Source organism: Paraburkholderia nodosa, from assembly GCF_001718195.1.
Taxonomy (GTDB): domain Bacteria; phylum Pseudomonadota; class Gammaproteobacteria; order Burkholderiales; family Burkholderiaceae; genus Paraburkholderia; species Paraburkholderia nodosa_A.
Window position 1 is genome coordinate 48,212 of sequence record NZ_MCNV01000010.1, and the last position, 12,949, is coordinate 61,160.

Consider the following 12,949-nt stretch of genomic DNA (forward strand, 5'->3'; position numbering starts at 1 on the left):
AAGCCGATGCGGTGCCAGCCTCCCAGCGCCGCATCGCACCGCACTTCGCCTCGATGCGCGTCAGGCGCCGGGCTTGAGCACCACGCGAAAGCGCGCCTTGCCGCTCATCATCCGTTCATAGGCTTCTGCCGCGCGCGACAGCGGATATTCTTCGATCATCGGCTTCACCCCCGAGAGCGCGCTGAATGCCAGGGTATCCTGAGAATCGGCGGCGGTGCCCGAGGGCCAGCCCTGCACTGAGTGGCGGCCCATGATGAACTGCGTGATCGGCACTTCCACGGGCTCCTCCGATACGCCGATCATGATCAGCTTGCCGTTCAGGCCGAGCCCGCCCAGCGCAGCGCTCATGGCTTTGCCGCTCGTGGCCGTGGCGAGGATCACGCGCGCGCCGCCCAGCGCGAGCAAGGCTTGCGCGACGTCCTGCGAGGAACTGTCGATGTAGTGATGCGCGCCGAGCTGTTTCGCGAGCGGCGCCTTGTCCTGCCCGCGCGCGATGGCGACGGTGACGAAGCCCATTTTGCGGGCGTACTGCACGCCGAGATGGCCGAGACCGCCTATGCCGAGAATCGCCACGACATCGCCCGCGCGTGCGCCGCTGTTGCGCAGCGCGTTGAAGGTGGTGATGCCCGCGCACAGGAGCGGCGCGGCGTCGACGTCGGAGAGGTCGTCGGGCATGCGTGCAAGCGCTTCCTGCGGCGCCACCATGTAGTCGGCATAGCCGCCGTCGTAGCTGATGCCGGGAATCTGCCCGTTCTTGCAGAGCACGAAGTCGCCGTGACGGCAGTGTTCGCAATGGCCGCAGTGTCCGCCGTGCCAGCCCACGCCGATGCGCTGCCCAACCTTCCATTCGTCGACGCGCGGGCCAAGCTTTTCGATCACGCCTGCGATCTCGTGGCCGGGCACGCGAGGGAACTGCAGGCCGGGCCACTGGCCTTCCTTCGTGAGGGAATCGCTATGGCAGATCCCGCAGGCCTGCACCTTGACGAGGACGTGTCCCTCGGGCGGCTCGGGAATATCGCGCTCGACCAGTTCGAGAGGGGCGCCGGGTTTTGCTACCTGCACTACGTGCATCTTTGGCATCGTCTGCTCCTGGGAAAGAGAGGTTTGCACCGGTGATGTCGTGGCGACGTATGGCTACTGCGACATTGTAGGACGATGGTGCGAGCGCTTCGCGCTGCGCGGCGTAGGGGATGTTTGTTAGCGTTCGGCGTTTGTGAATGCTTTGCGGCATCAGCTTTCTATTCGCGACCCTGCGCGTTTTGCATCAGCTTTTACGCGGACTTTTCCATCGCCCGCCGTGCGGCTCTTCATATGGTCGATGAACGCGCGCAGTTTCGGCATGACCTGCCGGCGGTCCGGATAGCAGAGAAACACCCCGGGCCTCATCGGCGCGTAGGCCGCCAGCACCTCGATCAGTTCACCCGATCTCAACCCGGCAGCGGCCAGCGGCTCGGGTACCTGGGCGAGGCCCAGTCCTTCTAACGCAGCGCCCAGCACGGTGGGAAAGTCACTGGCGATGAGGGGGCCGGATACGGCGATCTCGATCGGCTCGTCTTCGTCGTTGAAGGACCATAGGGCGAGCGCGCCGTTGGACCGCCGCCATCGCAAGCAGGCATGCTGGCGCAGGTCGTTCGGGTGAGCGGGCGGGCTTGACCCGGCGAAGTAGCCCGGGCTGCCGACGACGATGAGACGGAACGGCGGCGTCATCGGCACCGCGACCATATCGGGAGCAACGAGATGACCCTGCCGGACAGCGGCGTCGAAGCCTTCGGCAGCAAGGTCGGTCACCTCCTTGCTCGCAGCAAGCTCCACCTCGACCTCGGGATAAGCCTTGCAGAACGACGTGACCAGCTCAAGCAGAGTGGGGATCACCGCGCGCGGCGCGGAGAGGCGCAGCAATCCCGCCGGTCGCTGGCCGAGTCCACGCGCCAGCTCACTGGCGGCGACCAGCTCCTCGAAGGCGGGCTTGGCGCGCGCAAAAAACTGTTCGCCGGCTTCGGTCAAGCCGACACTGCGCGAGTTGCGGATGAAGAGCGCTGCGCCAATGCGCGCTTCGAGTACACGTACTGTCTGGCTGATAGCCGAGGGCGTCACACCGAGCTCCGCGGCCGCCTTGCGAAAACTGCGATGCCGGGCAACGCTCAGGAACACTTCCACGCCGTCCAGCGCGCCCTGCCTGACTGTGAAGTTCTGCTTCATGGCCCGTCAACAATGTGATGGATAGCCGCGTGCGAATAGCGATGATACCTTGGCACCAGCCATTGGTCCGGAGCATCAGCGGCTCGCACCACAGTCACTGGACGCTGAATGGAACGCCTTCTTCTTAATTCGACCATCGCCTCTGTGCTGGTCGCTTCTGCTGGAGTTTCCATGTCGCAAACCATGCCTATGCCTGCCACGCCAACCACGAAGATTCTGGCGATCGGCACTTTTCCGCCGGGAACGGACATGCAACTTGTCCAACACACGCTTCCGACCGAAGTGCGCGAGACGGCGCAGCTTTACCTCGAGGGCAAGATTGATCAGTGGTATTCACTGCAAGACCAGGCCGGGGTGGCATTCATCCTGAACGTAACGGACGTCGACCAAGCGCATGAAATGCTCGAGGCACTGCCCTTGGGGAAAGCGCATTTGATGACGTTCTCGCTCTTCCCAATAGGCCCGCTGAAGCCATTGAGCAAGCTTTTGAATTCGCCTGCCCCCCAGTAGCAGGCACTGGAGCGTCCGGAGCATGCTGGCTTGCATCGCATATCAACGTTTTGAAACCCCTTTCAATCATGACTGGAAACGCCTTCTTCTCGACCAACCTGCTGCTTGGCTGCACAGCGTACTTCGTCGGCACCGCGAGTGCCGGGCCGAGCAACGCTTTGGGCGACGGTCGCAGCGCTGTCGTATTCGGGATCGCCGGGATCAAACTCCTGGCGACGCGTTTCTATTCCGGTTTCAGACTTCGCTTTCGCGTTGAACTGACGTTCGCTCTTCGGGGCGCGCCGGCTACTCACGCAACGTTGCGAGGGGAAGTCTGGCAACCAGTTCGTCGAATACGACACGGACTCGCCTCGACACCGGGCCGCGTTGGGGACGGTAGACGTATAGCTTCCAGGGATCGGGATCGAGGCGAGGTAGAAGCCGGACGAGTTGACCTCGCTGAATGTAAGGCCGAATCAGATATTCGGTGCATTGGCTGAAGCCAATTCCGGCGCAAGCTGCTTCGACCTCCACGGAAGTATCGTTGGTTACGAATGCAGGTGCAGCCGGCTGGAAGTGGCGTTCGCCGCGGAACATCCATGGCCACGGACGACCGCTTGCGGGGTCGATCAGGCACGTCACAGGCAGTGCTTCGAGGTCCTTCAAGTTCTTCGGTTCTCCCAACCGCGCGATCAATGCAGGCGACGCGACAGTCCACACCGGTAGTGGACCGATAGCGCGCGCGACAAACCGGTTGTCGCCAATTGCGCCCACACGCACGCCCAGGTCGATCTGCTCGTCCACGACGGCCGAGGGGGCATCCGAGAGTCTGAGATCGGCAATCAGACCGGAATGGCGGGCCATCAATTCCATCAAAATCGGCTGTACATAGTAGCGGCCCAAGGCTGACGGCGCGGTAATGCGCACAACGCCCATTGCGTCGTCGCTCATGCTTGCCTGGCCGAACAGACCGTCGACGCCTGCTAGCGCGGCCTGCGCGCGTGCGACGAACGACTGGCCGAAGGTCGTGATCTGCACGCGTCGCGTATTGCGATGGAACAGGGTTTCCCTCAGTTGCTCCTCCAGCTCACGCACCGCGCGCGTGACCACTTGCGGCGAAACGCCGAGTCGCGCGGCGGCTTCGCGAAAGCTCGTACACGACGAGGCGGCCAGGAAGATCCTCAGGAGATCAAGGCGATTGAGCATGATTGTTCCTGCGCTGAGAATGACGAGTCATTGTCGTTGAAAATTCCCAAATCAGGAATTGTGAAAGCGCGATTATTCCATTCACCTTCGAGGGCTGGGTATCCATACTTCGTTCCAGGCGTGAGGCAATGTAGCCGTGACAAGCGCGCCAGACCCTGCGCAATATCCACTGGAACCAAGGACGACATCATGAACACGATCAGCACACAACGGCAGCTCGAAGGCAAGATTGCACTCGTGACCGGCGCAAGCTCCGGTATCGGCCGCGCTTCGGCCGTCGAACTCGCCCGCCGCGGCGCAAAGGTCGTCGTGGCGGCCCGCCGCAAGGACGAACTCGACCAGCTCGTGCAGCAGATTTCGGGCGAGGGTGGCGAAGCGTCGACTTTCGTGGCGGACGTTTCGAAAGAAGTCGACATCGAGCGTCTCGTCGATTACACGGTGCAGACCTACGGGCGCCTTGACATCGCCTTCAACAATGCGGGAACCGAGGGCGTATTCGCGCCGCTCATCGAACAGGATTCCGAAAGATTCGACATGGTCTTCGACCTGAACGTGCGCGGCGTGCTGAACGCGATGAAATACGAAGCGCAGGTCATGCTCGAGCAAGGCGCGGGCAGCATCATCAACAACGCCTCGATGGGCGGGCTGATCGGTTTCGCGAACGCGTCGGTGTATATCGCGAGCAAGCACGCGGTAGTCGGCATGACCAAATCGGCGTCGATCGAATGGTTCCGCCAAGGCATACGCGTAAACGCACTGTGCCCGGGGTTGATCGAGACGCCGTTCCATCATCGCGGCATCTGGCCATCGGCCGAAGTGCAGCAGCAGTTCGCCGCCGGCACGCCCGCTGGCCGCTGGGGCACCGCGCAGGAGATGGCGACGATCGTGGCGTTCCTCGCCTCCGACGACTCGAGCTACGTTTCAGGCCACGCTCTGGTGGCCGACGGCGGCTACTCGGTCGCCTGACCGGTGGAGCGGGTGCGTTTGCGAGGCTTGACCAGTCTTTCGACCGCATCCTCGGTCACCTGCTTGAACAGCTCGACGTTCGCATACGCCCGCGCAGCGAGCATGGCGCCGTAGACCAGCGAGACGAGCGTGGCCGCTTCGGCGTGAACCGACGAATCCAGTTTGAGGAGATCGCCCTTCACGCCGGCTTCGAGCACCCGCTCGAGCCACGCCGTCAGGTGATCGAAGAACGTCTTCACCCCTTGAGCCACTTCTTCGGGCAGCGAAGGCAGTTCGGCGCCCAGCATGCCCGCGACACAGAACGGAGCCGTGTCGTCGGCAATGCAGCGCTCCCAATGGCCGATGTAGGCGCGCAACTGTGCGATGGCGTCCGCGCCGCTCGCCTCCAGCGCCGCCACATCGGCGTCGAGCGCTTCCTGCCACGCGTCCAGCACCGCCACCACGAGATCGGTCTTGGCGGGGAAATGGTGGTGAATGCTGGCCTTGCGAATGTCGATCGCATCCGCGATGTCGGCATAGCTGAAGCCGTTGTAGCCGCGCCGCATGATGAGCTGCCGTCCCGCCGCAATGATCCTGTCGGCCGTCAGTTCGCCGCTTACTGTCATTTTGCCTACCATCTAGTCGGTTGAATTACCGACAGCTTACGCGGAGCGGGAACCCATTGCCACCCCCAAGTCGCCTGCAAAATTTTTCTTGCTCCGCAGCCATCCTACTAGTAGGATGGCTGCGTCGAACAGGCGACGCCCTGTCGAGCCCTCAAAATCACCTGGAGCATGAAAATGAAGATTTCCTCATACGTCACCCGCATCGCCGCCGCCGTTGCCCTTTGCGCCGTCGCGCTCGGCTCGCAGGCCGCCACGGCCGCACCGGTCAAGAACATCGTGCTCGTGCACGGCTACTTCGCCGACGGTTCGGGCTGGCAGGCCGTGTCGAAGATCCTCACGCGCGACGGCTATAAGGTGTCCGTCGTGCAGGAGCCGGAAACGTCCTTCGCCGACGACGTGAAGGCGACGACCCGCGTGATCGACGCCCAGGACGGCCCGAGCATCCTCGTCGGCCACAGCTACGGCGGCGCGGTCGTGACCGAGGCGGGGAATGACGACAAGGTCGCGGGTCTCGTCTATGTGGCCGCGTTCCAGCCCGATACGGGAGAATCGCCGCTCGAACTGACGAAGAAGACACCGCCGGCCACCCAGGCGATCAAGGCCACCGCCGACGGCCACCTGTATATCGACCCGGCGAATTTCCACGAGGATTTCGCCGCCGACCTGCCCGCCGCCGAGGCCCGCTTCATGGCCATCTCGCAGGTCACGCCCGCCGCGCAGTCATTCGGCGTTCCGATCGCGCACGCCGCCTGGCGAACGAAACCGAGCTGGGCCGTCGTGGCGACGGCGGACCGTGCGATCAATCCCGATCTGGAACGCTTCATGACCCAGCGCGCAGGCAGCAAGACGGTCGAGATCAATTCGAGCCACGTGGTCTACATGTCGCATCCGGCGGAAGTGGCGAAGGTCATCGAGCAAGCCGCGGCGCAGTCGGCCAAAGAGTGATGCAGCGTGACGAGCCGCCTCCGGCCGTGATACCGGCCGAGGCGGCGCAATTGTCGCTAACGAACTTTTTTCGCCCCAATGTCACACGCGGCCCAGGCTGTCTCGTCATGTCATGGCAACCCAACCGAAAGGAGATGCAACATGACTGCCAAGCTCGACCTGTTCGCCGCCGCCCCGACCCTGATGAAGTCCTGGATGGGCACTTCGCTCGCCGTGTCCGGGAGCCTCGAGCCGAGCCTCATTGCGCTGGTGGAGGTGCGCGCGTCGCAAATCAACGGCTGCGCGAATTGTCTTAACATGCATACCGCCCACGCACGCGAGGAAGGCGAGACCGAACAGCGTCTCTACCTGCTTTCCGCGTGGAAAGAAGCGCCTTGCTATACCGACCGCGAACGCGCGGCGCTCGGCTGGACCGATGCCCTCACGCGCCTTTCCGAAGGTCATGTGCTGGAGGAGGCACGCGCGGCGCTCACCGACCACTTTACCGAGGAGGAGCAGGTGAAGCTCACGCTGATGATCAATGTGATCAACGGCTGGAACCGCCTTGCGGTCGGCTTCGGCCTGTGGGTCGATCCGGCGGCGGCGAAGGCCATGGCCAGGAAGATGGTTGCCGCATGACGGACGCTGGCCTCACGGACGCCGCGGCGAGTTTCGATCCGCTGCGGCGCAAGCTGATCCGCGTGGCGTACCGCATGCTCGGCTCGGTCGCCGACGCCGAGGACATCGTGCAGGACGCGTTCATCCGCTGGGCGGACGTGGAGCGCGACGAGGTGCGCGTGCCCGAGGCGTTCCTGCGCCGCATGGTGATGCGCATGTGCCTCGACCAGCTCAAATCGGCGCGGCATCAGCGCGAAACCTATGTCGGTCCGTGGCTGCCCGACCCGGTCGTCGAAGAGGACGAGCACGAGGACGTCACGCTGCCGCTCATGCTCGCGCTCGAACGCCTCTCGCCGCTGGAGCGCGCGGCGTTCCTGCTGCACGACGTGTTCGGGCTCGAGTTCGACGAAGTCGCGGCCACGATCGGGCGCGAGAGCGCCGCATGCCGCCAGCTCGCGGCGCGCGCCCGCACTCATGTGCGAGAGGCGCGCCCGCGTTTTCATGTGGAGAAAGCGCGCGGCCTCGAACTGGCGCAGGCGTTCTTCGCGGCGTCGCGCAGCGGCGACATGAGCGCGCTGGGCGCCATCCTTGCCGATGACGTGAGCCTGCACGCGGACGGCGGCGGCAAGCGCCCGGCGATCGGCCGCCCGGTGTTCGGCTTCGAGAGTGTGATGAAGCTGCATGCGCAGCTAGCCGACCTGTTCCGCAAGAATGGCTCGACTTTCGTGCGCGCGGGTTTCATCAACGGCCTGCCCGGCTTCGTCTCGCGCGAGGCCGATGGCGAGTTGCAGACCACCGCGCTCGAGATCGAAGACGGCAAGGTCACGGCCATTTACGTGATGCGCAATCCGGACAAGCTGCGGCATCTGCACTGAGATGTGCGGCTTCCGGGCGGCCCAAGCCGCCGTGCACAAACGTTCCAGACTTGCAGCGGCGTTTCGAGGATCATGACTGCCTCGAAAAAGGAGGCAGCATGTTCGATACGAAAGTCGCGCTGGTCGTGCGGGAAAATCTCGCGGTCTGGCAGAAGCTCAATGTGACCGCGTTTCTCGCCACGGGCATTGCGGCGGCGGTGCCCGAAGCGCTTGGCGAGCCCTACGAAGACGCGCGCGGGCAACGCTACGGCAGGATGCTGGGCCAGCCGATGATGATCTATGGCGCCGATGTCGGGGGATTGCAGGCGGCGCTGCGGCGCGGCGTTTCGCGCGAACTCACGATCGTGCCGTATGTGCACGCCATGTTTTCGACGGGCCACGACGCGGCGAACCGCGAGGTCTTTCGCGCCGAGGACCCGGAGAATCCCGATCTGGTGGGAATCGCGTTATACGGCCCGAAGAACGCGGTCGACAAGGCCGTGAAGGGGCTGGCGCTGCATCAGTAGACGCGCGCCGTTTCCATCACCCCGCCTTGCGCACCGGCGGAAAGCGCCGCTTGCTGTTGCCCATGGGAATGCGGCGGAAGCGCTCCTTCTTGTGCTCTTCCTCGAAGTGCGCAAGCGAGAGCTTGACGAGGTCGCTGCGCGAGACGATGCCCACGAGCCGCCGCGATTCGCGGTCGGCCACCACGGGCAGGCGTTCGAGCCCGTGAATCGCGAGGCGCGTGGCAACCTGCCGGCAGGTTTCCGCGGGCAGCGCCATGTCGGGGGAACGTTGCGCGAGCAACGAGCCGAGCGGCGTGTCGAGGGCTTCGGTCGCGGCGCTCGCGCGCACGGCGTCGAGCATCGAGCGATCCACCACACCGAGCACCGCGCCGTCGCGCAGCACCGGGAAGGCGCGGCGCTGCTGGGTCGAACCGAAATAGCGGTCGAGGGCTTCGCGCACGGTGACGTTCGCGTCGATCGTATCGACGGTGCGGGTCATCACTTCATCGACGTAATGGCGCTCGAGCGGATCGACGCCGTACTCGCGATAGATGTGATAACCGCGGCGCGCGATCTTTTCGGTCATGATCGAGCGCTTCATGACGACCGTCGCGAAGCCGTGCGCAACCAGCGTGGCCGTGAGCAGCGGCAGCAGCGCATTGGTATCGTGCGTGAGGCCGAACGCGAACACGATGGCCGTGAGCGGCGCGCCGAGCGTGGCGCCGAGCGTCGCCGCCATGCACACGAGCGGCCACAGCGCCGGGTCGCTGCCGGGCAGCACGTGGCTCAACACCGAGCCGAGCCCGGCGCCGAGCATGAGCAGCGGGGCGAGCACGCCGCCCGAGGTGCCGGAGCCGAGCGCCACGACCCAGATCACGGCTTTCACCACCAGAATCGCAATGGCGACCTGAAGAACGATGTGCTGATGCAGCAGATCGCCGATCACGTCGTAGCCCACGCCGAGCGCGCGCGGCTCGATGAAGCCGCCAATGCCCACCACGAGCCCGCCGATGGCCGGCCACCACGACCAGTGCAGCGGCAGATGGCCGAACAGGTCCTCGACCTTGTAGAGCGCCGCCGACAGTCCCGACGCGAGCGCGCCAGCCAGCAGCCCTGCGATGATGCACGAGAAGAGCGCCACGGCGTGCGGCGGCAGGGTCTGCATGGGAAAGAGCGGCGCCGTGCCGAAGAACACGGAGCGCGCGAAGCCGGCCACCGCGCACGCGAGCGCCACCGGCAGGAAGCTGCGCGGGCGCCATTCGAACAGCAGCAGTTCGACGGCGAGCAGCACGGCCGCGACCGGCGTGCCGAACACGGCGGTCATGCCCGCGGCTGCGCCCGCCACGAGGAGCGTCTTGCGCTCGGCGGAGGTGACGCGCACGCACTGCGCGAGCAGCGAGCCGAGCGCGCCGCCCGTCATGATGATCGGGCCTTCCGCGCCGAACGGGCCGCCGCTGCCGATCACGATGCCCGACGAAAGCGGCTTGAGCACGGCCACCTTCGGCGACATCTTGCTCTTGCCGAACAGAATGGCTTCGATGGCTTCGGGAATGCCGTGGCCGCGAATTTTTTCGGAGCCGAAGCGCGCCATCATCCCGACGATCAGTCCGCCAATCACCGGCACGACGATGACCCACGGCCCCAGCGTGTTGAGCGCGGGAGAGCGGTCGGCGAACGAGAACTGGCCGAAGAAGAACAGGTTCGTGAACCAGTGGATCAGGCTCAGCAGCACGAACGCCGCGAGCGTGGCCAGTGCGCCAATCACGGCGGCCAGCGCGCTGATGCCGGGCAGGCGTGCGTTCGCCGAGAAGTCGCGCTTGTGGGAATCGTCGGAATGCATGGTGAGCAGGCCCTAAAGATCGATACGCGGAATGGTGAATGCGCCCTCGAGCGACTTCAACTCGGCGCGATGCAGTTCGGCCAGGCGCGCGAGCAGCTTTTCGCCGGCAGCGAGCAAATGCACTTCCACCTGGCGCCGGTCGCGCTCGCTCACGCGGCGCTCGACGAGTTCGATCGCCTCGCAGCGCGAGACGAGCGCCACCACGCCGTGATGCTGCGCCTGCAAACGCTCGGCCAACTCGCCGATGGTCGCCCACGTGCGGCCGGGGTAACCCTTCACATGCAGCAGCAACAGGTATTGCAACGGCGTGATGCCCTCGGCCTGCGCGGCCTGCTCCGAGAAGCGCTCGAAGCGGCGCATCTGGTAGCGAAATTCGGACAGCTGTTCAAAGTCGACCTTGTCGAGCTCGCGCGCGCTTTTTTTCATCGGGAGTCCCTGGAACGGTTTAGTCTCCTAATATATCACGATATGACATTTATACCCGAAAACGCCTGTCACGTCGGCATGCGGCCAGGTGTATGGCCGCGATTCTGGCCGCCAAGCGGTTCAGGCCGGTGCCTGCTGCGGCGTCTTCGCCTGGTGATAGAGCCCGGAGATCAAATCGGCCTGCGTGATGATGCCCGCGAGCCGGTGTTCGTGATCGACCACCGGCACATGGTGGTGCCCGCGGCCCGCAAAAATACGCACGAGTTCGACGATCGGCGTCGTGTTCGCGACGGTGAGCACATGCGTGGTCATCAGCGTGCCGACACACTGGCCGGACTCTGCGTGCGGCCGGAACAGGCGCGCAATCGCGCAAAGCATGAGACGCAGCGGATGCCGTTCGCGCCCGTCGTGGGCGAGGTCGGCGCGCGTGACGATGCCTTTCACCTGGTGATGCGCGTCTACCACGGGCAGTGCCTTCACGTCGTGGCGCTTGAGCAGCGAGCGCGCTTCGCCCACGGTCGTCGCGGGCGTGATGCTCACCACGTTGGCCGACATGACGTCGGCGCAGGTCAGTTCGCCGAAGCTGCGCGCGTAGGCGCGGATCTCGGCGTCCTGGAGCACGGCTTCCAGGTCGTCGGTGTCGATGTCGAGCATTTCGTCGCGCTCGCGCAGCACGGCTTCGAGGTCGGCACGCGTGAAACCGGCTTGCGCGGGGACGGGGCCGGCCACCCGCGGGCGCCGCGCGGCATGCGGATAGCGATGCCCCGTGGCGGCGTGATAGACGAGCGCGCCGCCGAGCAGCAGGAACGACTGCAGCGCGACGGGCACGAATACGAACTCATAGCCGAGCGCATGCACGGCCGGGCCGCCCAGCACCGCGGTCAGCGCGACTGCGCCTGAGGGCGGATGCACGCAGCGCAGCGTAAACATCGCGACGATGGCCACGGCGATGGCCGCGGCGGCGGCCGGCACGGGGTCATGGATCCACATCGCCGCGGTCACGCCCACGGTGGCGGAAACGAGATTGCCGCCGATGATCGACCAGGGCTGCGCGAGCGGGCTGGCGGGGACGCCGAACAGCAGCACGGCGGAGGCGCCCATCGGGGCGATCAGGTACGGAATGCCCGCATCGCCGCCAGGCAGCCGGTGCGCGAGCGCGCCCGTCACCGCGATGCCGACCAGCGCGCCGCCGCCCGAGCGCAGGCGCTCGCGCCATGTGATGGTGACCCTGGAAGGGGTGAAGCGGGTGAGCCAGCGAAGGACCTTGAAGCGTGACACGATTCGGAGCGGAAACGGATGGGGAGCGCAGACGGCTCGGCGCCGCCCAAAGAATAGGGATAATATCGCAATATGATATATATCGCGTCACTTAGTCGCGGCGATGTTGTACCGAGGATGCGCTTCGGGCAGGAATTTTTGGGGACGCAACCGCAACCGCGCGGCGGGCGGCGGCAGGTGAGGCAAGGGGAGGAGGCGCCGCCAGAGGGATGCCGCGGCGCATTTTCGGCAGGCCAGCGAACGCTGGCCGCCGGTTTGAACTTCAATCCTTAGCCAGCCTTAACCGGCATGCGGCGGCTGACCCGCGAAACGCGGCGCGGGAGCGGCGTTGGGATGGCCGTCGGGGTGGCGGTGATGGCCGGCATTGGCGTTGGCGCTGGCGTTCGCGTTGCGGTTCGGTGCGGGCGGCGGGCGATGTTGGGCGGTGTGCGCCGGCGGATGCCCGCCCGGCTGGGGCCGGTATCCATGCGGCGGCGTGCCGTGCGGCTGCATCGTCACGCGCACGCGCTGGGGCTCGGACATGTGCGCATGTTGCATCGGCAGATGGCCTTCGTTATGCGCCATCACCACCCGCAGTTCCGCGCGGCGGTGCAGGACTTCGCCGCGCAGATCGCCGCGGCCGTAGTAGCGGCGCTGGCGGTGGCCGTCCGGCCCCACGATCCAGATATACGTGCTGCCGCCGGCGTAGACCACGTCGCGGTCGAGCACGACCGAGACATAGGCGTCATACGGTTGCGGCACATAAACGGGTTGTGCGACGACGACAGGCGGGGGCGGCGGCGGCGGAGCGACAACCACGGTCGTGGGGCGCGCGGGGGCGGTGGCGACTCGGGGGCTCGAGACGCAGCCGCTGATCAGCAGGGTTGCGGCCAGGGTTCCGAACAAGACAGATGCAGATGGCAGGGCGCGTGGTTTCGCGTGCAAGCGGGACTCCGGAATGAGTGGTTGCTGGTCCCGCGTGTTAACGGCAAATGCCCGAGGCGCTTGAGCAAGCGCCCGTCGACGCGGGGATGACTGCGCGTCCAGCCATCCGTTTTT

14 protein-coding genes are annotated in these 12,949 nt (G+C 65.4%); 6 read left to right on the forward strand and 8 right to left on the reverse strand.

Annotation, left to right across the window (positions count from 1 at the left end; translation table 11 throughout):
• Positions 1–60 precede the first annotated feature (60 nt).
• On the reverse strand, positions 61–1,080 hold the full coding sequence (locus tag BFD71_RS18655; RefSeq protein ID WP_069265783.1) for an alcohol dehydrogenase: 1,020 nt from the start codon (positions 1,078–1,080) through the stop codon (positions 61–63).
• Positions 1,081–1,230: 150 nt separating this feature from the next.
• A complete protein-coding gene (locus tag BFD71_RS18660; protein WP_069265784.1) occupies positions 1,231–2,199 on the reverse strand; it encodes a LysR family transcriptional regulator in 969 nt (322 codons plus the stop codon).
• Between the two features lie 108 nt (positions 2,200–2,307).
• Between BFD71_RS18660 and BFD71_RS18665 the strand changes: the two genes are divergently transcribed.
• Positions 2,308–2,709 (forward strand): hypothetical protein, encoded by a 402-nt coding sequence (locus tag BFD71_RS18665; protein ID WP_256094799.1) that lies wholly within the window; start codon positions 2,308–2,310, stop codon positions 2,707–2,709.
• Between the two features lie 285 nt (positions 2,710–2,994).
• On the opposite strand, the gene BFD71_RS18670 is transcribed toward BFD71_RS18665, so the two are convergent.
• The gene (locus BFD71_RS18670) at positions 2,995–3,894 is read right to left on the reverse strand and encodes a LysR family transcriptional regulator (protein WP_069265786.1); all 900 of its coding nucleotides are present in this window, start codon (positions 3,892–3,894) and stop codon (positions 2,995–2,997) included.
• Positions 3,895–4,083: 189 nt separating this feature from the next.
• On the opposite strand from BFD71_RS18670, the gene BFD71_RS18675 reads away from it, so the two are divergent.
• The gene (locus BFD71_RS18675; RefSeq protein ID WP_069265787.1) at positions 4,084–4,860 is read left to right on the forward strand and encodes an SDR family NAD(P)-dependent oxidoreductase; all 777 of its coding nucleotides are present in this window, start codon (positions 4,084–4,086) and stop codon (positions 4,858–4,860) included.
• On the opposite strand, the gene BFD71_RS18680 is transcribed toward BFD71_RS18675, so the two are convergent.
• A complete protein-coding gene (locus BFD71_RS18680) occupies positions 4,845–5,465 on the reverse strand; it encodes a TetR/AcrR family transcriptional regulator (RefSeq protein WP_069265788.1) in 621 nt (206 codons plus the stop codon). The two genes, BFD71_RS18675 and BFD71_RS18680, sit on opposite strands and share 16 nt — an antisense overlap.
• 174 nt (positions 5,466–5,639) lie before the next feature.
• Here BFD71_RS18680 and BFD71_RS18685 point away from each other — a divergent pair, with 174 nt between their 5' ends.
• The 4 genes from BFD71_RS18685 to BFD71_RS18700 all read left to right on the forward strand — a co-directional run bounded on the left by BFD71_RS18685 (position 5,640) and on the right by BFD71_RS18700 (position 8,388).
• Positions 5,640–6,410: an alpha/beta hydrolase gene (locus tag BFD71_RS18685; protein WP_069265789.1), complete on the forward strand. Its 771-nt coding sequence runs from the start codon at positions 5,640–5,642 to the stop codon at positions 6,408–6,410.
• A gap of 141 nt (positions 6,411–6,551) precedes the next feature.
• Entirely contained in the window at positions 6,552–7,028 is a 477-nt protein-coding gene (locus tag BFD71_RS18690) for a carboxymuconolactone decarboxylase family protein (RefSeq protein WP_069265790.1), read from the forward strand.
• A complete protein-coding gene (locus BFD71_RS18695; protein ID WP_069265791.1) occupies positions 7,025–7,882 on the forward strand; it encodes a sigma-70 family RNA polymerase sigma factor in 858 nt (285 codons plus the stop codon). The genes BFD71_RS18690 and BFD71_RS18695 overlap by 4 nt, the downstream gene beginning before the upstream one ends.
• A 98-nt stretch (positions 7,883–7,980) precedes the next feature.
• Positions 7,981–8,388 (forward strand): DUF2000 domain-containing protein, encoded by a 408-nt coding sequence (locus tag BFD71_RS18700; RefSeq protein WP_069265792.1) that lies wholly within the window; start codon positions 7,981–7,983, stop codon positions 8,386–8,388.
• Between the two features lie 16 nt (positions 8,389–8,404).
• Here BFD71_RS18700 and BFD71_RS18705 read toward each other — a convergent pair whose 3' ends face one another.
• The 4 genes from BFD71_RS18705 to BFD71_RS18720 all read right to left on the reverse strand — a co-directional run bounded on the left by BFD71_RS18705 (position 8,405) and on the right by BFD71_RS18720 (position 12,796).
• Positions 8,405–10,207, reverse strand: coding sequence for a chloride channel protein (locus BFD71_RS18705; protein WP_069265793.1), 1,803 nt, complete (start codon positions 10,205–10,207; stop codon positions 8,405–8,407).
• A gap of 12 nt (positions 10,208–10,219) precedes the next feature.
• A complete protein-coding gene (locus BFD71_RS18710) occupies positions 10,220–10,633 on the reverse strand; it encodes a MarR family winged helix-turn-helix transcriptional regulator (protein WP_069265794.1) in 414 nt (137 codons plus the stop codon).
• 120 nt (positions 10,634–10,753) lie between these two features.
• On the reverse strand, positions 10,754–11,911 hold the full coding sequence (locus BFD71_RS18715) for an HPP family protein (protein WP_069265795.1): 1,158 nt from the start codon (positions 11,909–11,911) through the stop codon (positions 10,754–10,756).
• Between the two features lie 279 nt (positions 11,912–12,190).
• Positions 12,191–12,796, reverse strand: a complete 606-nt coding sequence (locus BFD71_RS18720) for a hypothetical protein (protein ID WP_141710722.1) — start codon at positions 12,794–12,796, stop codon at positions 12,191–12,193.
• Positions 12,797–12,949 lie beyond the last annotated feature (153 nt).